This is a genomic window from Micromonospora sp. NPDC049081 (assembly GCF_040648835.1).
In the GTDB taxonomy this organism is placed as follows: Bacteria; Actinomycetota; Actinomycetes; order Mycobacteriales; family Micromonosporaceae; genus Micromonospora; species Micromonospora antibiotica.
In genome coordinates this window covers 204,059-226,583 of record NZ_JBEZEK010000009.1, presented here as the reverse complement: position 1 = coordinate 226,583, position 22,525 = coordinate 204,059, and the positions used below count along the sequence as shown (strand labels likewise).

The window sequence follows — 22,525 nt, the reverse complement described above, 5'->3', positions numbered from 1 at the left end:
CACCGCTTCCCTTCTTCAACGGCACCTGTCCACAGATCGCGATGCGGTCTGGACGCGCCCGCCGCGGCCCCGCCTCTACGGGTGCCGCCGCATCCGGAATGCCTCCCGACGCCACTGACGCCGTCCCTGGTGCCCGGCCAACCACCGAACCCTCGATGCCAGAAACAAGTAGAAGCGGGTCGACACTCGTCGAACACCCTCGACACGAACCTTCGACACGGCCAGGCGCGTCAGGCGCGACGAGTACGGCCCGTGTTGTCGGCGTGCAGCTCCGAGTGCAGAGCCGGGGCTACCACCGAGTACGGGCATGCCGGGGCTGTGCCGCTGACGAGGTGATGCGCGACGATCAACCAATGCAGCGTTTCGACAGCGTCGGTGGTGACCTGGTGGTGGGCATCGCCGTGCGGGCGACGATCATCAGTCATGAGCGTTGGGGGGTCATGGCCGAGGTCCTCGGGCATGAAACGGTGGGCGCGTCGGTCGACGCCGGCGTCATCGACAGCCCGTCGGGCGGACCTCGCGCGCTGCCCGAGGAGTACCCGCTAATCGGCGATCAGGTCGACGCGGTCGTCCAAGAGATCAGCCGGTACCACCCACCCGTCTGGATACGCCTCACGATGCGCGTCGCGGACCTACAGGAGTTCAGCTGGCCGTGCGGATGCTGCGGTCGGCTGACAATCCTCAGCCCCGGCGGCGACGGCGTCACGGTCGATGTGCGCAGCAGTGAGGGACCGGGATGTGCGTCGTTCGCCGCGCACCGGTCCTGTCTGGCCGACCGCTTGGACCCGGGCTTCAACGGCGACCGCGCACGGGTCAACACCGTGGGACGCGACCAACCGACGCCCTCAGCGATCGGAAACGAGTTGTCCTCATAGCGGCAACCAACGCCGGATGACCCCCATGGACGCACGAGCTCGCTTGTACGCGCATGCCGCGCCTCGCGAGTCCGGTGGTCCAAGGCTCGTGACCCTCCGTATGCCAGTTGGTCAGCTACAGGGCCCAAGGCTCGCCCTCGTGACGGCGACTGCGCGATGCGGCGGCTGCTCGGGTCCCGGGACCGCTTGATCGGGATCACGCTCGCTGATCCATCCACTTAGAGGTTAGTCGGTGGTCCGAACCCGGCCCAGAGTTCGCCACGGTCAGGACGCTGGCGGGTGCCGCCAGGTCCTCGAAATAGATCCATAAGTGCAGCCCGTGTGCCTGCCTCTAACCTGCAAGGGCACTGCTCTGGGCCGCAGCGTTGTTGGCTGCGAGCCAGCCGGCGGGGTTGCCGCAGTCGTGGTAATCGCCTGTGACGGGGTGGATCAGCACGTCGTGGTCGCGTGCGAAGGCGATCACGGCGTCGGTGGCCTGGTATTCGCCGTTGGGCGCTGGGGTCAGCTTCTGGAAGTAGGCCAGCGCGTGGGCGGGTAGCAGGGTGCGGCTGATGTTGATGTAGGCGGTCGGCGCACCGTAGTTGTCCGGCTTCTCGAGTAGTTCGTCGAGCAGCTGGTGGCCGGCGACTGCGCGTGGGTGCAGGATGCCGTAGCGGTGGGCCTCGGTGCCGGGCACCGTGGCGGCGGCGAGCGCGGCCGGCACTGCGGCGGCGGTCCGGGCGGCGCTGAGGTCGGCCAGGTCCGATCCGCCGTCGCTGCGGAGCAGTAGGTCGTCGCCGGCGACCAGTAGGAAGTCGTCGCCGGCGATGAATTCCGCAGCGACGATGGCGGGCAGTGCGGTGCCGTAACGGTCGTCGCGGGGCTGTTCGAGGAACGTGAAGGTGGCCTGGGCGTGCAGGTCGGCGACCGCAGCGTATTTGTCCTGCCAGCCACGCGCGGTGAAGTAGTCCTTGAGGTCGCGGTCTTCACTGAAGTAATGGCGTACTTGGCGGCCGGGCTCGCCTGGGGCGGTGACGATGGCGATGTCGCGTGCTCCGGCGGCGACGCAGTCGGCGACGGCGTAGGCCACTACCGGCTGGTTGAGGATCGGCAGCATGCACTTGTTGATCGTCTTGCCGATGGGGAAGAACCTGCTGCCCATTCCGGCGACAGCGATAACGGCCCTCACACGCGCACCTTTCGGTTGGTTGCACCGGCTGTCAAGGTGTGGCGACGACGCCTTCGAGGGCGACCACTCGCTTGTGCAGCGCATCGAGTGAGCCGGGCGGACCCGTGCAGTTTACGCATCGCGCCGGCCAGCTTTGGGGTAGTTGGTGAAAGCGTACGACGGCAGCGGATCGCCGGCTTCCAGTCCCGGCGATCCGCTGCCTGTGTCAACGCGAGTTCTTCGCGCGCTGCCGCGCGATCCAGGTGGCGGCCGGCGGGGGCATCATGTGAACGGCTGCTCCAGACAGCGGTCGACGACGTGTAGCCACACCCGACAGTGATGCAGATCCCCTACGACGTGGGTGTCGGCCGTTGCCCCGCGCGGGACATTGAGGCAGGGCTGCGGCGGGACGGGATCCTGATACGCAGGCATCTGACTGCAGCTGCGGGCATCTTGACCTGACGGGCTCAGTGGCCGGACCTCCATCGCAGGGCGGCCAGGTCCGAAGCGAAACCGATACGGTCTCCAGAGGATGATGAGCCAGTAGCAGAGGTTGTCCAGGCAGGAACTACATCCCCGTGCCGCCTCGTTGGTCGAATCGTAGTTGTGGCACGTCGTACAGGTCAGGGTTCGGTAGGCGGCTCATCGTCGGGGAGCTGATCTCGATGATGAGCATCTCGGTGAGGAACTGGACCGTGGCATCCAGCAGGTGGCTGGTGTGGGCCGTCGCGCTGTGCTCTTTCAGTCCGACCGTGATGTGGATGTGGGGTGTGATCGTCTGGGTGTTCTCGTCCCAGGCGATGGTGCCGCCACCGAGCGCCTCGACGTTGGTCAGGTCGACGTGGGACCAGACGGGGGCGTCGGGGTTGTCGAGCCGCTGGCAGGTGCCGACGATTCTTGCGGTGCTGAGGCCGGCGATGAAGACGGGGATGTAGCCCTGCTTGATGCCGTGAGTTCGGCAGGTGTCGGTGAGGGCGGTGAAGAAGTCGTCACCGTGGTCGAAGACGACGCCGATCATGCGACCCAGGGTGAGTTCGTGGCTACGCATTCGTGGTGCTCCTCTCCCCATGGCCGTTGCTGTCGAGCGTGACGGGCCAGGGCCAGGCGGTGAAATCGGCGAGCCCGCCTGCGGTGGTTACCGCTGTCGCGATGTCCTGTGGCTTCGCTTCCGCATTGAGGAGGGCGCGGAGCAGGATGCGGGCCTTGTAGGGGTGTAGCCAGCCGGCGGGGATGAGGCCGCGAGCGATGAGGTCCTTCTCGGAGCCGGGGAAACCGTAGGTATGGGTGAGGGTCGGCCCGGCGGGGGTGCGGGAGGCGAGGACGACGGGGATTTGTTCCGCGAGGGCGGTGAGGGTGTCGACGAGGGATTCGGGAACGTGGCCGACGCCGAAGCCGGCGACGACGAGGCCGTCGACGCGGGTGCCGACGGCGCAGAGGAGGGCGGGGTCGTCATCGAAGGTGACTGTGTGCAGGCCGACGGTCGCCTGTCGGGCGGGGTTCGGCACGGGCACGGTCAGCCGGTAGGGCACCCGGTTCAGCATCCGCACGGCATCTTCCAGGACGTAGCCGAGGGGTCCGGTGTCCGGTGAGCGGAAGGTGGCTGCGCTGGTGGAGTGGGTCTTGGTGACCCAGCGGGCGGCGTGGATCTCGTCGGCGAGGACGACAAGGCAGCCCTGGCCTCGCCCGTGCGGGGAGGTGGCGGTATGGATGGCCGCGAGGATGTTGGCAGGTCCGTCGGCGCTGGCGAGTGTGGGGTTGCGCATCGCGCCGGTGACCACGAGGGGTTCGGACCGGTGGTGGAGCAGGTCGAGCAGGTAGGCGGTTTCCTCGATCGTGTCGGTGCCCTGGGTGACCACGACGCCGGTCGCACCGCTGGCCAGCGCGTCGGCTGCGGCGGCGGCGAGTTCGATGATGTCAGCGCAGGTGAGGGAGGCGCCGGGGCGGCGTCGGAACTCCACCGTCTCGATGTCGATCCCGGTCGCGGCGAGTCCGGGTATGGCGTAGACGAGTTGGTGGGCGGACAGGGTGGGGCTGACCGGGTCGCCGGTGCTGCTGGTCATGGCGATGGTGCCGCCGAGGCCGAAAATCACCACGCGTGGCGCAGACGTAGTCGGGTTCGAGGGCACCGGGTTCCTTCCAGGCGTACTGCGGTGGTGGTGTCGGGAGCCTATTACGGGAGGGAGCCGACGAAGCGGCACGCCCGATCGGCACCGTCGAGGGATAGCAGGCGGCTACGCGGCTCGGCTATCCCGGCCAGTCCGTAGTCACCGAGTTCGGCGCACCGGTTTCGCAGTGTGGTCCAGTCGAGGTCCAGGTAATCGGCGAGGGTATGCAGCCGCAAGCTGGCCGTGTCGGCGGCGACCAGGGAATGAGCTCGTGCGTGCCCGACGGCGTCGTGGTACTCGGCCAACTCGGCGCGCTGGCCGGTGACGTCGACGTGCCACACGCCGTCGGCGCGGATCCACGTCGCGACGATCGCGCGCTGCCCGGTGAGAACGAGGCCGGGCAGCGCGCTGTACTCGGGTTCGTCGGTGACCGCGACGTCGATGCCGAAGGACTCCATCAATGCGACCGCCAGCAGCAGGAGAACCCGCTCTGACTGCGTTGTCGCGTCCACCGCCGCCTGCGGGACGCAGAAAAGCCTCGTCGCCTGCTGTGAGCTGGTGTTGAACCGTTCTGCGGTCGCGGCCAGGTAGCGCAACTTGTGCCCGAACAGCAGCCAGGTACTGGCCTCCTCACCAGTCTGCTCCCGGGTCCAAAAAGTGGGTACCTCGGTGAGGTCAGCCGAGTGGCGGTTGATGTGGTCGGCGCAGAACGTTGAGCCGAGCCACAGGCGTGAGACGTTTTCGAGGTCATGGACGATGTCGCTGCTGACGGCGGAGCGGGTCAGGCGGCGGTACTCTGCCGTGGCGACTCGCGAAGCGTCGAGGCGAGCGTCGTCGAGCAGCAGCGACTGGTCCAGATTCGCCACGGCCCACAACACCGCAGCGGTGATCGCGTCTAGTTGGTACGCGCGAGGGATGAGTAGGCGGGCATCGTCGCCGATGCCGATCATCCGCCGGGACGCCTGGCGGGAGTCTAGGGCGAACACTCTCTCGCCGTTGGCCGTGGAAACTCGTCCGGCGACGAGTCGACGCTGTAGCGGCCACCGCCACTGCTGACCGGCATCGGTCCCGGGGATGGTGGCGACGATGCGCCCGTCATCGATTGCCGGATAGACCTCGACCGCCACAGGCGCGCTGGGGAAGTACCGCCCACCCGGCGCGGCGAGGGTGTGATCCGTCCTGATGTCAAGTGCGACCTGCCCCAGCAGGGACACGATCGTCGTTGCGAGATCTCCGTCGGAATGTGCAGTGGGGGCGAGCCGTCGGCAGACCGACACAAGACCTGGGTCGGTTTCGTTCGGTTCCAAGGCCTTTACTGCGGCGGTTCCCCATCGGGCGCGTAGTGCCGCTTCGGCCCGTTCGGATTGATAACGCTCCTGCAGCCGGCGGTAGGCGTCGTAGCCGCCGAGGAGTCCGCCGTCGGCGTTGAGGAGCGTGTCGCACTGCTGCCAGAAGACTCGGTCGACCATCTGCCGGCCGGCCTCCACGTTCGCCACGGTGCTGCGGGTGCTGCACAACCGTTGGGCGACATCTTTCTGCAAGAGACCGCGCTCCTTGCGCAGCTCGCGGAGCTTCCTGCCGAGGGAGTGCTTGGCATCCTGAAGCTGCTGCGGATCGATCATGAGAGTGACCTCTTCACCGTGCACTGTTCGCGTACACGACTGCTCCGTCAACAATGGTCGGCACGACCGGGACTGACATTAGCCCGGATGGGGCTAACGTGTCGCCGTGTCAATGGAGCGTCGATCGTCGGATTTCGGGGAGTCTTTCGAGCACGACGGCGCCTGGGCGGCAGTGGGATCACCGCTTGTGTGTGGACGGCTGAGGCGGTGGACGCGGACGTCACCGCTGCCCGGTTCGGGTGGTGTGCAGGAACTCGTCGCGTAGTGCTGGGTCGGAGCGGAGTTTGCCGAGCAGTGCGGTGGTGATCGTCTCGGTGCCTGGCGCTTGTGCGCCGCGCACGGTCATGCACAGGTGTTCGGCGCGGACGAGAACACCGACACCGGCTGGGGCGAGGTGTTCGACGAGGTAGGCGGCGATCTGCTGGGTCAGGCGTTCCTGGACTTGGGGTCGCTTGGCCGTGTGCTCCACGAGGCGGGCCAGCTTCGACAGACCGACGATCGTGTCGGTGGGCTGGTAGGCGACGTCGGCGGTGCCGTGGAACGGCAGCATGTGGTGCTCGCAGAGGCTGTGGAAGGGGATCGCCCTGATGGTGACGAGGCGGTCGTAGGCGGTGTCGTTGGGAAAGGTGGTCAGGGTGAACGGGCGTGGGCTGAGTAGTTCGGCGTAGGCGGCGACCATCCGGGTCGGGGTGCTGACGGTGCCCGGTGCGTCGGTGTCCACCCCCAGTGCCTTGAGAAGCTGTTCGGCGGCATCGCGGGCGGATTCGAGGTCCATCGCGGGGAGTGCGCCGGGGTGACTGGTCATGGGTGGGTGTCCTTGTCAACCGGTGGTAGGAGGTGTGGTTTGCCTTCCACGGCGTCGCGGAGGAACGACAGCTTGGAGTAGTAGCCGTGCTGGGCGGGCAGGGTGTGCTCGGTGAGGATCCCGGCGACCCAGTCGGTGATGTGCTCGACTTCGGTGAAGACGGCGGGCTCGTCCAGGGGTAGCACGCTGCGGCTGCGCAGGTATTCGACCTCGACCTGGACGAGGGTTTCGGTCGGGTCGACGTGCAGGGCACAGCGGTCGACGAAAATGCCGTAGTGGTGCCCGGTACGCAGCGACTCGAAGTTGATGTCGTAGCGCATGCGGCGGAATGAGGGCATGGGCCGGGCGGACAGCCCGAGGGTGTCGCGCACGTAGCGGTTGAGGGGTTCGGTGATGGTGACGTCGATGTCGACGTGTTCGTGTCGTACCAGGGCATCGGCGTCGTAGTTCTTGCGTTTGACCTGGTAGATACCGGGCCGTGTGTGGAGGAAGGAGACGTAGCCGCGCTGAGGGTCTGGTCCTTGGACCTCGAAGAGGATGTTGCTGAAGTCCCACATCTCGAGGGGGTCGCGGAAGCGGGGTGCCATGTCGGGGAGCGCGCGGGTGGCGACGCGGTCGTGCAGGTCACTGGCGAGGGGCCACAGCGACGTGCCGGACGGGAGCGTGAACTTGGTTTCGATCTCCTTGCCCGTGTGGGCCTTGGTGAGTGAACAGTCGAGGCTGTTGAGCTGAGGGGCGTGCTCGCTGTGGCGGGTGACGGCGTCAGGTATCCAGCCGATGGGATCGCTCGGGTCGCCGGTGGGTGCGGCTGAGGTGCGGATGAAGCACGCCGCGTCGGCCCGCAGGTGGGCGCGGCTGTAGGTGTGCCAGCCGTCGGGGTGGCCGGTGGCGCAGAACAATGGGGCGTGTCGTGTCGGGTAGCGCTCGCCAACGAGGTGCAGCGCGTCCATTACTGCGGGGCCTAGGCGGAGGCCGTCGAGCAGGGCACCGGCCGGGATCTGCTGGGCGTGCTGGCGGAATCCGTCGTGAGTTCGGGTGAGCACCGACAGGGGCTGGTGGCCTTTGACGTCGAGGATGATGGTGTGCGGGGTCTGGGGCTGCGCCGGTGTGGGCACGGTGACGATCGTGACTGGCTCGTCCGGCCGCAGTGGCCGGGGCTGGTAAAGCAGGTCGGCGTCCGCGATGAGTAGCAACGCCTGGCCGGTGTCGGGTGCGGTCACCGCGTCTCACCCGCCAGCACAGTTCGTTGGGGCGTGTTGGGGAGGGCTGGCGGTGTGCCGCCGGTAGGGTGCCACGGACGCCTTTCGCCCGGTCCTGAACGTCGAGGCGAGGTGCGGGCGTCGTTGGCCTTCATTGGGGATGGGTGATCGTGACCGCGAAGCCGACTATCGCCGCGTTGGCGGTCGTTCCCACCGCCTCGGGCGAGGTGGTGTTCGTGCGGCAGCAGCGTGGCCCGTACGCGGGGTGGTTGCTGCTGCCGGGCGGCAAGGTTGAGTTCGGCGAGTCCGCACAGGACGCGGCCAGCCGGGAGACGGTGGAGGAGGCCGGCTTCGAGGTCGGCGAGCTGACGCCGACGGGGGTGTACGAGATCCGCGCCGGAGACGGCTCGTACCACTTCGTGATGTTCGCGTTCCGCGCTGGCACCGCGACGCGGGTGGCGGCCGGCGGACATCACGTCGATGGGGTCGTCCAGGCGTCCGTGGACGAGGTGCGGCCGCACCCGACGGTGATGCGGATCCTCAACGACGCCGGCGTCGGACGCTACGCGGCGCGGGACATCGAGGAAGGGCTGCGCCGCGACGGGATTCTCATGTGCGGACACCTGACCACCGATGCGGTTGCCCTGGTCTGAAGGGCTCACCGGCCGACCCCTGCCGGGTCGGGGTTCCACTGGACACCACCGCCGAGGATGCCGTCCTCGGCCACGGTGCACCGCACCCGCCGGTGTGTGCCGTACCGGTCGGTGATCGCCGCGACGAGTCGTTCGGCGAGGTGCTCGCAGCTCTGGGCACCGAAGTTCAGCGGCCCGTCCGGCGGGTCGGGCGGATCAGCGAACGAGGCCAGGACGGTGGCGAGCCAGCGGGCGACGGCGTTGATCTCCAGCTCGCGGTCGCCGTGCTGCACGGAGATCTCGACGGATGCGACGAACAGGTGTCGGTGGGACGCGGTGAGGTAGGTGTCGGGTGGGCCGGCGTCGGGCCACCGATGTACGCCTTCGACCTGCGCGGTGACGTGGATGTGGCGGGTCAGCGCCATGCCGCCTCCTGTTCGGTCGGCGTCTCGGCGGGCAGGGGGGTGAGGCCGGCCGCTTGGCGTAGCAGGGTGACGTGCCGGTGGGCGGCGGCGAGCCGTGCCGGGTCGAGGGCGTGGTCGTGCAGGTTCGGCTTGTCCGGGGCCTGGCGCTCGGCCCGGCCGGTGTCGGCGTCGGCGGGCAGGTCGTGGGCGGCGTACCAGAAGGCAAATGACGAGTCGATGCCGGTGATGAAAGCGTCGTAGCCGCGGTCGTGGTGCTGGCGTAGTTCCCAGATCAGGGACCGGTCGCCGCCGAGCAGGTGCACCGGTAGTGGTGGGGTGCCGCTGTCGGTGAGGGCGGCCAGGCAGTCGAGGCGGGCCTCGGCGACTGGGCCGGCGAAGCAGCGCGGTACCGACAGTTTGCTCAGTCCGATCATGCCGACGCCGGGCAGTGCGGCGAGTTGGGCGTGGCAGTCGAGCCACTCGCGGCGGCTACGACCCTGGGGCACGGCCATGTACGTGAACTGGCCGGGTTCGGCCAAGTCGGCGGCTTGCGTGAGGAACCGGCGGGTGGCTGCGACGGTGGCGGGGCCGTCGTAGAGGACGTCGTGGCAGATGACGACGGCCGGGTTGATCAGGTGCGCCGCGCCGAGGACGGATTCGGCGGACATGCCCTGACCGGTGCTGTCTTCCAGTTCGTAGGCGCTGTTGTCGAGCACGACCCGGACTCCGGCACGGGAGCGTGCGGCGAAGTGGGCGGCTTGGGCAGGTTGGGTGAGTACGAGATGGGTCAGCGCCATGTCGATGCTGCCGGCGGTGGACAGGCTGGCGAGGTGTGGGGTGCTGGCGATGACCGCGATGTCGATCATGATCGTTTCTCCTCGTCCGGGTGGTGGCTGCCGGCGTAGCGGCAGTCGCGGCGTAGGAAGCAGGCGGTACAGGCGGGCGTTGCGGCGGTGCAGGTGGTTCGGCCCACGAGCAGGAACACGAAGTGGGCCAGCGCGACGTCGGCGCTGTGGGTGAGGAGCTGGCCGATCACGGCGTCGCGGACGGTGGGGGTGAGTTTGCCGGCGTGGGTGGCCAGGCCGAGCCGGTCGGCGACGCGGAACAGGTGCACGTCGACCGGCATGGTCGTGGTGGTACGGGCGGAGAACACGAGCACACAGGCGGCGGTCTTGTGCGCCACGCCGGGCAGGCTTTCGAGGTAGGCGAGCGCTTCGGCGGGCGGTCCGTGCATGATGCGCTGCTCGAACCGGGAGAGGCCACCGTCGGCGATCATCGCGGCGAGGGCGCTCAGCCGGTCCGCCTTGTACGGCCCGGCGGAGCGGATGGCCACGCGCAGCGTCTCGCGGTCGAGGGCGGCCAGGCTCTGCGGCGTCAGGCCGCCGCAGAGCTGGTCGAGGGTGGGGTAGACGCGGCGGACGATCTCGCCGGTGCGGTTCTGCGACAACACGGTGACGACCAATGCCTCGAACGGCGGCGCCCACATGACGATCACCCCGGCGTACCGGTCCTGCAACTGGCCCCAGACAGGGTGGGTGCCGAGATTGAGGTCGGCGACCTGGACCGGGAACATCCGACGCAGCAGATCCGGCAACTCGTCGTGCGGGTGGCTGGCAGTGATGTGCAGGCCGCTGTCGCCTTCGCGAACGGTGACGACAATCGGCTCGCCGCCCAGATGCAATACCCGGCGGTAGCCGCCGGCCGGGTCGGCCTGCCAGGCCAGGGCGGGAATCTGGATGTCCATGGTGGCGTCCAGGTCCGGTGGCGTGGCGAACGGCAGGTCGAACTCGACGGCGGTGGCGCTCATCGCGAGATCGTCGCGGAGACGTGGTCGGCGATGGCCTGCCCGGCGATCAGCCCGCTCAGCGCGGCGGCGGAGAGGCTGGCGGTATAACCGGCAGCGTTGCCCACCACGTGCAGGCCGGTGATGTCGCGGCTGCGCCAGGTGCCGGGGTCGATGGGGACGCGGTAGTTGTAGTACTTGATCTCCGGCGCGTACAGCACGGTGTCCGGGGCGAGCACCGGCGGCAGCGCGGCCCCGAGTGCGGTGATGTAGCTGGCGAAGGCGTCGGCCAACGGCCGGGGCAGCACCGCCCGCAGGTCACCGGGGCGGGTCTTCGGGTTCGACGCGGTCACGCCGAGCGGCTGCCCGCTGGCCACGTCGGGCAGGAACGCGGCGAGGGGTTGCCGGACCGGGTAGCCGCCGGTGGCGGCAGTGATGGCGCGGGCGGTGTCCCGGACGTACGCCTTCGGGTCGGGCGTGAACGCCTCGGTGACGGTGGCCAGGATCGCCAGGTTCGACAGGCCACTGCGCTGGTGCAGGAACGAGTGGCCGTTGACGCCGCGGATGTTCAGGGGGCGGTGGAATTCGTTGACGATGTAGCCGTGCCCGTTGACGCAGAAGCTGCGCACGTTGATTCCGCCGGGGCTGGTGTGGTGGGCCTTGAAGTCGTAGAACTGGGCGATCAGCGGGTCCAGCGCGGCGGCCGAGGTCTCCAGGCGGATGCCGATGTCCGCCGGACCGGTCTCCAGCCTGACGCCGGCGGCGGTGAGCTGCTGCTCCAACCACGGGGTGCCGACCATGCCCACCGCGGCGACGACCACCTCGGCGTCGATGGTGAGCGGTCCGGAACGGTCCCGGCCGACGACTCCCCGGACGCGGCCGTCGCCGATGCGCAGCTTCGTGGCGTCGACGCCGGCAAGAAGGCGTACGCCGCGGTCCTGAAGTTCGGCGCTGAACCGGCGGCCGAACTCGCGGATGCCGTCGGAGCCCACGTGCAGCAGCGGGTACGACTCACCCCGCAGCCGGCTCTCGTGCCCGGCCAGCGCGGACAGCTCCGGCACCGGCGCGTAGTCGACGGTGTCGCTGACGTTGCGGCGGACCGCCGCAGCGATGACGTCGAGCTGCTCCGCCTGGACCTCGGTGAACAGGGGTTGGGAGTGCGTGCCGCGGACCGCCGACAGGGTGATCTTCCCGTCGGAGAACGATCCGGCTCCGCCCTCGCCTTCCAGGACGGGGCAGGTGCGGCACTCGCAGCCGGGGCCCGGCGGGCAGACCCGCCCCGCCATCGTCCGGCCCCGCTCGGCGATCACGACATCGGTCACCCCGGCGCGGAGCAGAGCGTCGGCGGCGAACAGGCCCGCCGGGCCGGAACCGAGAATCAGGGCGGTGCAGCGCAGGCTTCTCATGCGGCATTCCTCGTCGACGTGGGGGCGGACAACCGGTCCTCGATCGCCGCCAACGCGGCGGCCAGGACGTCGGATGCAGACTGCTGGGCATCAAGAACGACGACATCGGCGTGCTGGTCACGCAACAGGCGCAGGCAGGTGCGATAGGCATCAGGTAGGCGGCCGGTGAACTCCGGCGTCTCCCACCGGCTGTCCGGCGCCCGGCTGACACGGGCCGCCGCCACCGGCACCGGGACGTCGAGGTACAGGTACATATCCGGCATCCGTACACCGGCGGCGCAGGCGGCGTAGAAGGCAGGGTCGATGCCGTCGGCGTGGTGGTACGCCAGCCCGGACAGGTAGTACCGGTCGGCGATCACGACCCGCGCCTCGCGCAGCAGAGCCCGCAACGTGGGCTGCTGGTGGTGCCGGTCGGCGGCCGACAGCAACGCCAGCGCTAGCGGGCACGCCGGCTCCTCGACCGCGAGGCCTCGCAGCAGCCTCCCGATCGGCGCACCGGTGGGCTCCTTGTGCCGCCCCACAGCGACACCCTGCCGGGTCAACGCCTGGCACAGGCTCTCGACGAGGGTCGTCTTGCCGCTGTGGTCGATGCCCTCCACCGCTATGAACAGCCCCACCGTCAGCTCCCTACCTCGACGACGGCCCGCCGCATCGCGGCGACCCGCGTCTCCAGCACCTGCCGGTCGGGCTGCAGCAGCGCCGCCGGCCCGAAGTCCTCCACCACCAGGGACGCGACCGCGCACGCGTACCGAGCTGCGGTCACCAACTCGTCGCCTTCGACCAGACACGCCGCCAACGCCCCGGCGAACGCCTCGCCCGCCGGTGGGATCCACGGCCGGGCGAGGAAACGTCGGGACCCGATGGATAGCCTCGCCGGCCACGACGTAGCAGCCCTGATCCGCGTCGGTCACCACCACAGACCGCTTCGATCCGCCGACCGATCGGGTCAGCCACGCCAACGCGTCCACCAGCCGTCCAACATCGGCAAGCGCCATGGCTTCCGGCACCGAGCACACCAACACGTCGCAGGCGTCGAGCATCCGCCGCACCGATCGGCGGTCGGCGACGATCCGGGCCAGGAACGTACCGGCGCTGATCCGGGCCTGCCCGGTGCCGGCCATCGCGCGCAACGCGGTCGCGTATCGCAGCTGGGCGACTGGGTCACCCAGGGCGCACAGGTGGAATCCGGCGGCGGTCAGGTACCGCGGCGGCACCTGTCCGGGGTGCAGGTGACGTTCGTCGCCGGCATCGTCGGTGCGGTAGGTGGCCTGGCCATGCTGGTCGTAGCTGATGTCGAAGGTGAGGTGTCTGCCAGGCAGGGTGACCAAACCGGCATCGTCGACCGCAGGCCGCCACGGCCGGCCAGCCGTCAGCGGGTGGTCGCTGCAGAGCCCCACGAGGCCGACGGTGGTGCGGGTCGCCGCCGCCAGCGCCGCGTACAGCCCACCACCACCGAGAACCTGCACCCCGCAGCGCTGCGGGGTGCTGATCCGGTCCACGGAGACACCGCCGACCACCACCAACCTGGGTGCGACAAGGTCAGCGTCCACGAGCGTCCTCCCACAGCAGGACATGCAGCCGACCCGTCAAATTCCAACCACGCCGCAGCGTCTCGTCCGCCAGCGCGCGAAGGTCCGCCACGAGCAGCCCGGAACGGGTGCCCTCCGGCATCACCCACACCGGCGCCAACCCGTACCGCTCAACGAGACCAGCGATCTCGTCAAAGTCCCCCGGCCCGGACACCACGAACTTGAACACCGCACGTCCCGTCGCCACGAACGCGGCCAACGCCTCGCCGTTGACAGGCCGGTCACCGGTGGCGGCGAACGACGGCAGCTTCGGTGAGACGTTGAACCGTGCCACCACCGTGGTCAACGCTGGGCTCGGAGCGATCGTGCCGTTGGTCTCGATCTCCACCTGACGCCCAGCCGCTGCCAGCCGGTCTGCCAAGGCGGTCAGATTCTTCTGTTGCAGCAGTGGCTCCCCACCCGTGATCACCACCAACCGTGGCGACGAGGCGAGAACCTGCGCCGCGACAGCGTCAACCGACGTGACGACAGAATGTTCGCGCAGGTCGTAACGGCGGGTGTCCCACGTGTAGGGGGTGTCGCAGCCGGGACAACGCAGATTGCACCGGGAAAGGCGGACGAACATCGCCTGCTGCCCGGCAGAGGGGCCCTCACCCTGGAACGTCGGGCCGAACACCTCCGCCACCAGCAGCCGCCCGTCTGACACCAGCGGGGGCAGCGAGGTGGTCACGTCAGGTCCAGGACGTACTCGGCCCAACTGCTGGGAGTCTCGGACACCCGAACCACCGCCAGCCGGCCACCCAGAGATTCAGCCAGATGTTCCTTGAACCACTGCGCGAGATGGCACGCCAGCCGCTCACTGGTGGGCTCGACATCGACCAGGACATCGTTGAGGTGCCGATGATCAAGCTGATCGCGGAGATAGTGGCTGAACGGGGCCAGGTCACCGAAGTCGGTCACGAAGCCCGGCCCGGCGAGCGAGTCGCCTTCCAGCACCACCTCGACGGTGTAGGTGTGCCCGTGCAACCGACCGCACTTGTGTCCCTCGGGCAGGCCCGACAGACGGTGCGATGCGTCGAATGAGAACCGCTTCCCGATGCGCCACACGCCGATCACCGGCCAGTCGTGGCAACAGACGCCGACCCCGGACGCCGCTCACCGAGCCTGGCCACGGCCAACTCGGCGACCGCCGCGCCGACATCCTGCGGCGACATGCCATTGACATCCAGCGGCATCCACCCGTCTTGGAGAGTCCACGCGTCGAGCACTTCAGCCAAGCGACGCTGGTAGCCGATGAACGCCTCCCGGGTCAACGCCACATTGCCCTCAGTGTTGCCCGCCTCGCTGATGCCGAAGGTCGTCTTACGATCCGCCGCTGTCACCGGATCGAGGTCGAGACGGACGACAAGATCAGGCTGCGGCAGCCCATCGAACACCGCGGCCGCCGCCCGAAGGTCGACGTTTGGACGCATCGCCAGCTTCGCTAGGAACTTGTATGTCCAGGTGTCCGTCACCACGACCTGCCCTGCTTCCAGCAGAGGCCGGACCACACAGTGCGCCGCAGCCGAGTACCAGGCCGCCTGCAAGTACACCCAGTGCATGTCACCCAACTCGAGGTACGGGTCATCCGCAGGGTGACCCCAGATCAACGCCCGCAACTCACCGGCATGACGGCGCACGTAGGCCGAGCCGAACCGCGTGATCTTCTTGTCGAACACGACGGCCGAAATCCCACGGCCGCCCAACGCCTCGACAACAGGACCAACGGCGGTTGTCTTGCCAGCCCCATCGATTCCCTCAAGGCACACGAACAGCCCGCAGGATCCGACGGCCCCTCCGCCGGTAGATGCGTGAACCAAGCCCATGACCCACGGCCCCTTCGTTCAAGGAGATTTCGCCCCAGCTTTCGATGCGGGTTGGCGCGCGCCGTCGCGAGCACCGTCCGTCGGATGCACGCTGCGGCCGGACGCGCCTCCTGAGGCCACTGGCACCTCCTACTGGCTACTGGCGCTGCCACCCACCGCCCTATGCCAAACCCAGTAGAAGCTGAATGCCGTATGTCGAACACCCTCGACACGAACCTTCGACACGGCCCGACGTGTCAGGTCCGACGAGCTCGGCACATCGAGCAGATGCCGGACCGATGGCTGCGGCGGTGCGGTTTAGCCAACTGTCGGCTACGCCTGGAACTGACCACGCGGATCCGGCTGAACCGGGACCACCTCCTGAAGCATCGCAGCGCGTTCTGCCGGCCGAGGCGGGCGCGACCATCGCTCGCCCAAACCGGATTGGTCAGCCGTCGGCGGGCCGAACGAATGTCCCCAGCAGCCTGGAACGTACGCGGTCACCGCACTATGAGGTCAATCCACGTGACATCCGCCAAGCGTGCGGGGACACTCTGATGCGTGACCGCCCGCTCTGCGAAGCCCTTTCCGCCGCTGTCAATAAGACTTCAGCGACAGCAGCGGCGCAGCATGGACCGCGCCAAGCAAAAAGTCCAAAGACTCAGACTGGACCCCGCCAGCTTGACCCGTGCTTACAGCCAACGTGGCCCGGAGCTTTGGGCTCCGCTGCTCATGGGCCGGGTGGAACGCCGCCGGGACCACGCTCAGCGTAGGCACGAGCGCCTCTCCTCCTCCGCATGGTCCGCGCTTCTTCATGTTCCCGCCATCGACGGTGCAGCGGCAGCTCTGAGCGCTTCGTGGTCGCTGAGTCCAGACCTACAGGGACGCCGCCGGTGGATCGACCAAATTCAGTGGGGAGCCGATGGGATCGCTGAGGCCTGCCGGCATCTTCGGACAGGAAACCTGATCGCTGCAACCGCCATCACACGTCACCAACTCGAAAGATGGACGATCAACGTCGCGCACCACCACGGGATCGAACCTCAAGACGGAGAAGCAACGGCGAAGTTTTTTACCAGGGTCTGGTCGGTATACGACGATAACCACCCCGACGCTGGCCGACTGTGGGCGGAGCTTTCCGACTTCCTTCACGGGAGAGGTCGAATCCTTCAGTGCCTGGCGAGCGATATCCACTTTGGCGAGCACTCCCGAACGAACGAGCAATTGTCAGCCACGACCGTCGCCGTATGCGAGAGGATCGGGGAGGCGCTGCACCTTATTGCTCACCAAGTATCGGGCTGCGCAGAAGTGCTCGCGGAGCAACGTCACATAACCCGGCTACAACCCCTTTTGCGGACATGTTCCCGGTTAAAGGCTAGCCCCGATTTACCAGACCCGGTGTATACGCTCCTGCAACCGATCGACTATGCGTTCGCCACCTCGACAACCGCGCAGCGCCTAATAAATAGGGGGCAGGCATATCGGGTATGCGTTCGGGATAGATTTGACCCGCACATCTTGTCCGGACGCAACCTAAGGCTTGCTCAGGAGGCTTTGCTCGAGAGGCGCGCCCGGGCGCATCAACGCGCCAGGCTGGCCTTCGAATACGAGCTTGAGATGCTGGGCGACGAATTCAACCCTGATAATCTTAACGCTAAGATCTTCCGCTACATGGCTATTGCGGAGTGCTCCGCAATACTGTCAGACTGGTCGACCGGGCCAGAGGCCGAGGCCCTAGCAACTGCTTCCGCAGCCCTATCCGCAGCGTGGCCTCTATGGCTCGAAGACACCGATGTCTCTCTCGCCTGCGTACGGACACTCCTCGAACAGACATGCCGGGCGCGAGCATGGCGCACGAAGCCCACTCGGGCTCGACGGGTAGAAGGAGCACCAGCATTGTCAAGTCCAGCGCGATGGATCGACGCTGCGGGGTGGGGACGAGCACGGACCATCGGCAAGGCATTGGGCGAGTTCTCTCACGTCAGCCTGAAAGCCCGATGGGAGGGCGCGCGGGACTTCCTCGTACAACTCTCCACCGAACCCGACGATTTGGTACGTCGTCACACCGCACGCGGACATGTCATCGACCTTGTGGCATACATGCTCGGACACGAACTTTGCGCGAGGCTCGAAGCCGCCAATCCGGATCTTGCCGACGGATTCCGGCAAACCGTAACGCTCACCGAAGCCGAGGAGCACGACCTAAGTATCGAACGGCACCTGACTCGCGCCTACGGCTTGAATGGCTTCGACTTCGGCCGGCCCGCCTTCGTGTCCCACGATGCGACTAACGCCGGATAGGGATAATCCTCGGTCGGTCAACGATGTGCAGCCACATCCAACGGTGATGCAGTTCGTCAATGGAGCGGGTGTCGCCCGCAGTCTCAGTCAACGGTGCCGCCTCGAAGCACCGCAAGGGCGTCTGCGAAGGAGCCGATGAGGCTGGCGAGGACCACCTCCCCCTTGGCTGCTGTGGCGAGGGATGGTTCGCCGATGACTCCGGTGTCGGTGTAGGCGCGCATGCCCAGAACGAGTAGGTCCGGACGCTCCGCACGGTGGTCTGCGGTCCGATAGGTGTCGCGTACGACTTCCGGGCACAGGTGCAGCAGGAGGGAGGTTTCGATCTCCCCGGCGTGCATGTCGTCGTGGCTGCTACTGGCTAGTCCGGCCTCCCGGCGGGCGGTTTCCCAGTCCTCCCGTCTCGGGAACAACGCCATGCGGCGCCCCTCGACGTTGGCTTCCTGCACGACGTTGGCCAGGATGTAGTTCCCGCCATGGCCGTTGACCACGATCAGCCGGCCGACTCCTGCCCCGCGTAACGATGCGGCGACGTCGGTGATGATGCGGGCCAGGGTGGATGAGCGGATGCTCACCGAGCCGGGCCAGCCGGTGTGTTCCTGCGAGCAGCTGATGGGCACGGGTGGTAGGAGCATCAGGTCGTAGGCGGTTGCTGCGGCCTTCGCGACGGCGCAGGCGATGATCGTGTCCGTCAGCAGGGGCAGGTGATCGCCGTGCTGCTCGAAACTGCCCACCGGCAGCACCGCGACATCCGCGCGGCGGTTGGCCTCGTCAGTGGTCGTGGCGGTGGTGATCAAGTCCATGATCACAGTTTGACCGTGGAAGCGACGAGGGAGAAGGCGCTGTTGAACGTGACCGCCTCGCCGGACGCCGTTTGCCCGGCGAGGCGCGCATGCAACTGATGCAGCGGGCGCATCGCGCGGGCGGAGTTCGTGGTGGCAGTCAGAGTGAGTGCGTGACTTCCCTCTGCGCTCGCCTCGGTCAGTTGGCCGGCAGCGGCGTAGGCCAAGGCGAGCCAGGCACGGGTCAGTGCCTCGTCCTGGCGGTAGTCGGCGGGCCACCCCTCCAGGATGTCCTTCAGCGTCCGCGCCGCCGGACCGACCAGGCCGAGGCGTAGCAGACAGTAACCCTCATAGGCTCGAAGGTAGGCGAGGGTGCAGTGGCGGCCGATGGTGTCCGGATCGTCCTCACCGACTTCTGCCGCACGGTCGACCAGCCGGTGCGCGGCGTTGATCGCCGCCAGTGAGCGTGTCTGATCGCCTTGAAGTGCGTGTCCCTGGGCTTGGCGGATCAGACACAGAGCCCGGTCGCGATCCGTGAGCGGCACGAGGGACTCAGCAGTGGCGGCGAGCGCTGCGGCCTGATCTCCATCGAGACGATCCGCAGCCTGCTGCGCCTGCCTCATCAACACATACGCGGCCATCCGCTTGTCCGCGGCCCGGTGCGCCAGTCCCAAAGCTCGATCGAGCCAGTGCGACGCGGCCGTGACGTTCCCAAGGTTGTCGGCGGCCCATGAACCGAACTCCGCCCACCTGGCCTCCACCGCCAAGAAGCCAGGCTCAACGTCTGCGGTCGCGTCGTGCCGGTACCGGCGGATGACAGACGACTCCCGACAGACGATCTCGTAGATCTGCCGAGGCCCGAACATGTTGTGGGAAACCGACAGGAGCCGGAGCATCTCGATCCAGTGCAGAGCCAACACCGGGTCCACACCGGCCGGGGCATATCCCACGCTGGGTGATGCGACCCGGGCGTCACTACGTGACTCGTGGTCTGCGCCGGTCGAACTCCCACCGGACCCTGGCACCTGCACACGGGCGACCTCACCCCACCGTGCACGTTGCCCAGCCTCGGCCTTCTCCTCGTCATGACGCTGCTTGAGCCGCCGGTACTCGTCATAGCCGGCAAGCAACTCACCACCGGCACGCAGCGCTTCATCACAACGCTGCCAGAACACCCGATCCGCCACCTGGCTGCCGCACTCGACCCCGGCAACGGTGCTCCGAGTGCTGTGCACCCGCGCCGCCACATCCGCCTGCGTCACACCCAACGCACGACGACACTCCGCAAGCCTCACGCCGAGAGCCCGCTTCACCTCTCGGACCCGCTGCGGATCGATCACGACAACCCGACCCCCACGACGTACGCCGTCAGCACGAAAGACAACTGACGCAGAGCGAAGCCACCGTAACCGAACTCCACCCCACCAAGCGAGTCTTCACCGTTGCCCATTCACCCCACCGCACAGGCTCACCGACACGAACACGCCCTCGCACCCAACGGGACGCCACCAGACAGGGCCGGACGTGAGGGATGCTCGTCGCACGAGCACCCACCGAGCACCCAACCGACCACAAGGGACAGAAACACAAAGGGGCCTGACCGCCATTTCGGCAGGTCAGACCCCTCATGATCTTGTGCGCCCGAAGGGACTCGAACCCCTAACCTTCTGATCCGTAGTCAGATGCTCTATCCATTGAGCTACGGGCGCCCGGTGCTCGACCAGTCTACACAACCGGTTTTGCGCGGAGACTCCGGGATTCGAACCCGGGAGGGGCTTTAAGACCCCAACCGCATTAGCAGTGCGGCGCCATAGACCAGACTAGGCGAAGTCTCCTCGGTGACCCTGCGGACCACCGCGGACGAGGATACAGGTCCGCCCCCACCCGGGGCAAAGCGACTATCCCGACCGACCGCAAGCCCTGCTGGGGATCGTGCCCGGGGATCAGCCCGAAGGTGGATGCGGGGCGGCGGCCGCCCTCCCACGACACCGCCCCGCACGCGTATTCCCGCGTGTGCCAGGTCACGTTCGCGACTACGCTCCTGTCCCATGCAGGAGCAGCCGCCGAGCGACCCGCCCCGTCGCCCCACCAGCGACCGGGCGCCTCGCCGCTCGCCGGAGGCGACCTTCACGCCGCCGCCCGTACCGCCCCGGCAGCAACAACCTTCCGATGACGAGGCGACGCCCCGGCCGAAGCGGAGTCGCCCCACGAAGGCGGCACCGGCCGTGCTGTTCCAACCCCCCGCCGACGGGTCGCCCGTACCATCGCCGCCGCCTGCCGCCCGACCACGCCGCGCGGCCGACGGTCCGCCGGCAGACGAGCCGACCAGCACGGCGGGCGGTCCGGCGGCAGACGAGCCGACCAGCACGGCCGACGGTCCCCCAGCAGACGAGCCGACCAGCACGGCCGACGGTCCGCCGGCAGACAAGCCGACCAGCACGGCCGTCGGTCCGCCAGCAGACGGGCCGACCAGCGCGGCGGGCGGTCCGCCGACCGCACCCGCGCAGCGCGGAGGGGACGAGAGGCCGGTACGCGACGCCGCCCCCGCCGCGGGCAGCGCGCCGGCATCCGCCGCGACCCCCGGGTCGCCTGCCGCGCGACGCACCGCCCGCAGCCGGACGGCGGGGGCGGCCGCCGGCAGCACCACCTCCCCACCCCGGCGAGAACTACGGCCCGACCCGGCCGAGGGGCCCGCCGCAGTCCCCGGCACCCCCGATCCACCGGCGGAGACCGCTGCCTCGGCGGAGAAGCCGAAGACGAGGAAGACGCCGAAGACGAGTGTGTCGGCGGAGGCGCCGGAGTCAGCTGTCTCGGCGGAGACGAGCACGCCGACAGAAACAGCCGCTCCACAGGCACCGGTTCCGCCACCGAAGACGGCCAGACCGGCACAGAAGTCCACGGCTTCACAAGCGGCCACACCGACGACGACCACGCCGGTGGTGCCGGGCACGCCGCCACGGAAGCGGACCCCCCGGAAGGCGGGGCCGGCGGAGGAGGCCGGCCCGACCACCCGCCGGGCTGCGCCCCGCAAGCGGGCGACCCCACCGAAGAAACCGGCACCGCCGGAACCCGCCCCGGCGGCGACCACCAACCCCACCGGGGAACCCGACCCGATCATCGGGCAGCACCCGGCAGCAGGGCCCGACCTGGCGAACGGGCAGCGTCCGCCCGCCGGATCGGAACTCGGCACCGCGCCGACCGCCCCCGCGCCGGCCACCGCCGCGCCGGCCACCGCCGACCTGGCGGAGCACGGCCCACGAGCCGTGCCCCCACAGCCCGACGCCACCGGCGCACCTGCCGGGGCGGCAGCGGACCCGGACGGCGTGCCATCGGGGCGGGTCGAGCTGGCGGTGCTCCGGGCCCGGCTGCTGGCCCACCCGGGATTCGCCCCGGAGCTGCTGGCCCTGGCGGCGGTCGAGGGGATCGGGCCGCGCGCGCAGACGTGGGCGCGCGGGCTGCGGGAGGCGTACCCGGATGCCGGTCCGGACGGGCTGGCCCGGCTGGCCACCCGGCGGTTCGTCAGGTGGGCCGGGGTGGGTGGGGCGACGGCGGCGGTGGCCGGGCTGTTCGCGCCGGTGGCGGAGCTGGCGGCGATGCTCTGGACGCAGTCCGCGCTGGTGCTGCACGTGGCGGCGGCCTACGGGCGGGACCCGCTCCACCCGGACCGGGCGGTGGAGTTGCTGGTGCTGACCCGGGTGCACCCGGACGCGGACAGCGCCCGTGCCGCGTTGGACTCGGCGCGGGCGGCGGACGGGCCCGGTGAAGGGCCGTGGCCGCGTGCGGCGGAGGCGGCCTGGCGGTTGGCGGCGCCGCTGGCCGCGCAGGCCGGGGGCTGGGCTGCGCTCCGGCTGGCGGCCCGGCTGCTGCCGGGGGCGGCGGTACTGGCGACGGCGGCGGGTGACGCGGCGGCAACCGAACGGCTCGCTGCCCGGGCGGTGGCCTTCTACCGGCCGGCCCGGGTCGGCCGGTAGGGCCGGCCCCCACCGAACCCGCCCACCGTCGGCGGTCTCCGCGGCACTTCAGTGACCACCGCGGGAACATCGACAGCGGAGCGGCGCGGCGGCAGGAGGGCGGCGCGTGCAGTGGGTGGCGGC

General features: G+C 68.8%; 20 protein-coding genes, 2 tRNA genes and 1 pseudogene. 4 read left to right on the top strand and 19 right to left on the bottom strand.

Features of this window, described 5'->3' with window-relative positions; all coding sequences use genetic code 11:
* The first annotated feature begins 353 nt into the window (after positions 1 to 353).
* A complete protein-coding gene (locus tag AB0B63_RS16380) occupies positions 354 to 875 on the top strand; it encodes a hypothetical protein (protein WP_357019134.1) in 522 nt (173 codons plus the stop codon).
* A gap of 331 nt (positions 876 to 1,206) precedes the next feature.
* Here the strand turns inward: AB0B63_RS16380 and AB0B63_RS16375 are convergent, their stop codons facing one another.
* From AB0B63_RS16375 to AB0B63_RS16350, 6 genes are all read right to left on the bottom strand, one after another.
* The gene (locus AB0B63_RS16375; RefSeq protein ID WP_357019131.1) at positions 1,207 to 2,043 is read right to left on the bottom strand and encodes a sugar phosphate nucleotidyltransferase; all 837 of its coding nucleotides are present in this window, start codon (positions 2,041 to 2,043) and stop codon (positions 1,207 to 1,209) included.
* A gap of 547 nt (positions 2,044 to 2,590) precedes the next feature.
* Positions 2,591 to 3,070 (bottom strand): DUF296 domain-containing protein, encoded by a 480-nt coding sequence (locus AB0B63_RS16370; protein ID WP_357019128.1) that lies wholly within the window; start codon positions 3,068 to 3,070, stop codon positions 2,591 to 2,593.
* On the bottom strand, positions 3,063 to 4,148 hold the full coding sequence (locus AB0B63_RS16365; protein ID WP_357019125.1) for an asparaginase: 1,086 nt from the start codon (positions 4,146 to 4,148) through the stop codon (positions 3,063 to 3,065). Before AB0B63_RS16365 ends, AB0B63_RS16370 begins: the two co-directional genes overlap by 8 nt.
* Positions 4,149 to 4,192: 44 nt before the next feature.
* On the bottom strand, positions 4,193 to 5,749 hold the full coding sequence (locus AB0B63_RS16360; RefSeq protein WP_357019122.1) for a helix-turn-helix transcriptional regulator: 1,557 nt from the start codon (positions 5,747 to 5,749) through the stop codon (positions 4,193 to 4,195).
* 220 nt (positions 5,750 to 5,969) lie between these two features.
* Entirely contained in the window at positions 5,970 to 6,554 is a 585-nt protein-coding gene (folE, locus tag AB0B63_RS16355) for a GTP cyclohydrolase I (RefSeq protein WP_357019119.1), read from the bottom strand.
* Positions 6,551 to 7,774: a hypothetical protein gene (locus AB0B63_RS16350; protein WP_357019116.1), complete on the bottom strand. Its 1,224-nt coding sequence runs from the start codon at positions 7,772 to 7,774 to the stop codon at positions 6,551 to 6,553. The genes folE and AB0B63_RS16350 overlap by 4 nt, the downstream gene beginning before the upstream one ends.
* 149 nt (positions 7,775 to 7,923) lie before the next feature.
* On the opposite strand from AB0B63_RS16350, the gene AB0B63_RS16345 reads away from it, so the two are divergent.
* Positions 7,924 to 8,406 carry an NUDIX hydrolase gene (locus AB0B63_RS16345; protein WP_357019113.1) on the top strand — a complete coding sequence of 161 codons (483 nt, stop codon included), beginning with the start codon at positions 7,924 to 7,926 and terminating at the stop codon, positions 8,404 to 8,406.
* A gap of 5 nt (positions 8,407 to 8,411) precedes the next feature.
* On the opposite strand, the gene AB0B63_RS16340 is transcribed toward AB0B63_RS16345, so the two are convergent.
* The 9 genes and pseudogenes from AB0B63_RS16340 to AB0B63_RS16300 form a co-directional block, all read right to left on the bottom strand.
* Positions 8,412 to 8,810, bottom strand: a complete 399-nt coding sequence (locus tag AB0B63_RS16340) for a hypothetical protein (RefSeq protein WP_357019110.1) — start codon at positions 8,808 to 8,810, stop codon at positions 8,412 to 8,414.
* Complete coding sequence (locus AB0B63_RS16335) at positions 8,801 to 9,655, bottom strand: hypothetical protein (RefSeq protein WP_357019107.1); 855 nt, start codon at positions 9,653 to 9,655, stop codon at positions 8,801 to 8,803. Before AB0B63_RS16335 ends, AB0B63_RS16340 begins: the two co-directional genes overlap by 10 nt.
* Positions 9,652 to 10,596, bottom strand: a complete 945-nt coding sequence (locus AB0B63_RS16330; protein WP_357019104.1) for a hypothetical protein — start codon at positions 10,594 to 10,596, stop codon at positions 9,652 to 9,654. Before AB0B63_RS16330 ends, AB0B63_RS16335 begins: the two co-directional genes overlap by 4 nt.
* Complete coding sequence (locus AB0B63_RS16325; RefSeq protein ID WP_357019101.1) at positions 10,593 to 11,978, bottom strand: FAD-dependent protein; 1,386 nt, start codon at positions 11,976 to 11,978, stop codon at positions 10,593 to 10,595. Before AB0B63_RS16325 ends, AB0B63_RS16330 begins: the two co-directional genes overlap by 4 nt.
* Positions 11,975 to 12,595: a dTMP kinase gene (gene tmk / locus AB0B63_RS16320; protein WP_357019098.1), complete on the bottom strand. Its 621-nt coding sequence runs from the start codon at positions 12,593 to 12,595 to the stop codon at positions 11,975 to 11,977. The genes AB0B63_RS16325 and tmk overlap by 4 nt, the downstream gene beginning before the upstream one ends.
* Positions 12,596 to 12,597: 2 nt before the next feature.
* A pseudogene (locus AB0B63_RS16315) lies at positions 12,598 to 13,552 on the bottom strand (PfkB family carbohydrate kinase).
* Positions 13,518 to 14,237 (bottom strand): 7-carboxy-7-deazaguanine synthase QueE, encoded by a 720-nt coding sequence (locus AB0B63_RS16310; protein WP_357019095.1) that lies wholly within the window; start codon positions 14,235 to 14,237, stop codon positions 13,518 to 13,520. The pseudogene AB0B63_RS16315 and the gene AB0B63_RS16310 overlap by 35 nt, the downstream one beginning before the upstream one ends.
* The gene (locus tag AB0B63_RS16305) at positions 14,234 to 14,623 is read right to left on the bottom strand and encodes a 6-carboxytetrahydropterin synthase (protein WP_357019092.1); all 390 of its coding nucleotides are present in this window, start codon (positions 14,621 to 14,623) and stop codon (positions 14,234 to 14,236) included. Before AB0B63_RS16305 ends, AB0B63_RS16310 begins: the two co-directional genes overlap by 4 nt.
* The gene (locus AB0B63_RS16300) at positions 14,620 to 15,372 is read right to left on the bottom strand and encodes a hypothetical protein (RefSeq protein ID WP_357019089.1); all 753 of its coding nucleotides are present in this window, start codon (positions 15,370 to 15,372) and stop codon (positions 14,620 to 14,622) included. The genes AB0B63_RS16305 and AB0B63_RS16300 overlap by 4 nt, the downstream gene beginning before the upstream one ends.
* Positions 15,373 to 17,313: 1,941 nt before the next feature.
* On the opposite strand from AB0B63_RS16300, the gene AB0B63_RS16295 reads away from it, so the two are divergent.
* On the top strand, positions 17,314 to 17,652 hold the full coding sequence (locus AB0B63_RS16295) for a hypothetical protein (protein ID WP_357019086.1): 339 nt from the start codon (positions 17,314 to 17,316) through the stop codon (positions 17,650 to 17,652).
* A gap of 83 nt (positions 17,653 to 17,735) precedes the next feature.
* Here the strand turns inward: AB0B63_RS16295 and AB0B63_RS16290 are convergent, their stop codons facing one another.
* From AB0B63_RS16290 to AB0B63_RS16275, 4 genes are all read right to left on the bottom strand, one after another.
* Entirely contained in the window at positions 17,736 to 18,452 is a 717-nt protein-coding gene (locus AB0B63_RS16290) for a creatininase family protein (protein ID WP_357019083.1), read from the bottom strand.
* Between the two features lie 2 nt (positions 18,453 to 18,454).
* Positions 18,455 to 19,771: a helix-turn-helix transcriptional regulator gene (locus AB0B63_RS16285; protein ID WP_357019080.1), complete on the bottom strand. Its 1,317-nt coding sequence runs from the start codon at positions 19,769 to 19,771 to the stop codon at positions 18,455 to 18,457.
* 296 nt (positions 19,772 to 20,067) lie between these two features.
* A tRNA-Arg gene (locus AB0B63_RS16280) sits at positions 20,068 to 20,140 on the bottom strand.
* 35 nt (positions 20,141 to 20,175) lie between these two features.
* A tRNA-Ser gene (locus AB0B63_RS16275) sits at positions 20,176 to 20,266 on the bottom strand.
* A gap of 1,104 nt (positions 20,267 to 21,370) precedes the next feature.
* Between AB0B63_RS16275 and AB0B63_RS16270 the strand changes: the two genes are divergently transcribed.
* Positions 21,371 to 22,402: a hypothetical protein gene (locus tag AB0B63_RS16270; protein ID WP_357019077.1), complete on the top strand. Its 1,032-nt coding sequence runs from the start codon at positions 21,371 to 21,373 to the stop codon at positions 22,400 to 22,402.
* Positions 22,403 to 22,525 lie beyond the last annotated feature (123 nt).

Coding starts and splice junctions, on each gene's coding strand:
- AB0B63_RS16380 (WP_357019134.1), top strand. CDS start 354: ATGCAGCGTTTCGACAGCGTCGGTGGTGACCTGGTGGTGGGCATCGCC.
- AB0B63_RS16370 (WP_357019128.1), bottom strand. CDS start 3,070: ATGCGTAGCCACGAACTCACCCTGGGTCGCATGATCGGCGTCGTCTTC.
- AB0B63_RS16360 (WP_357019122.1), bottom strand. CDS start 5,749: ATGATCGATCCGCAGCAGCTTCAGGATGCCAAGCACTCCCTCGGCAGG.
- folE (WP_357019119.1), bottom strand. CDS start 6,554: ATGACCAGTCACCCCGGCGCACTCCCCGCGATGGACCTCGAATCCGCC.
- AB0B63_RS16340 (WP_357019110.1), bottom strand. CDS start 8,810: ATGGCGCTGACCCGCCACATCCACGTCACCGCGCAGGTCGAAGGCGTA.
- AB0B63_RS16335 (WP_357019107.1), bottom strand. CDS start 9,655: ATGATCGACATCGCGGTCATCGCCAGCACCCCACACCTCGCCAGCCTG.
- AB0B63_RS16330 (WP_357019104.1), bottom strand. CDS start 10,596: ATGAGCGCCACCGCCGTCGAGTTCGACCTGCCGTTCGCCACGCCACCG.
- AB0B63_RS16325 (WP_357019101.1), bottom strand. CDS start 11,978: ATGAGAAGCCTGCGCTGCACCGCCCTGATTCTCGGTTCCGGCCCGGCG.
- AB0B63_RS16300 (WP_357019089.1), bottom strand. CDS start 15,372: ATGGGCTTGGTTCACGCATCTACCGGCGGAGGGGCCGTCGGATCCTGC.
- AB0B63_RS16290 (WP_357019083.1), bottom strand. CDS start 18,452: ATGGACTTGATCACCACCGCCACGACCACTGACGAGGCCAACCGCCGC.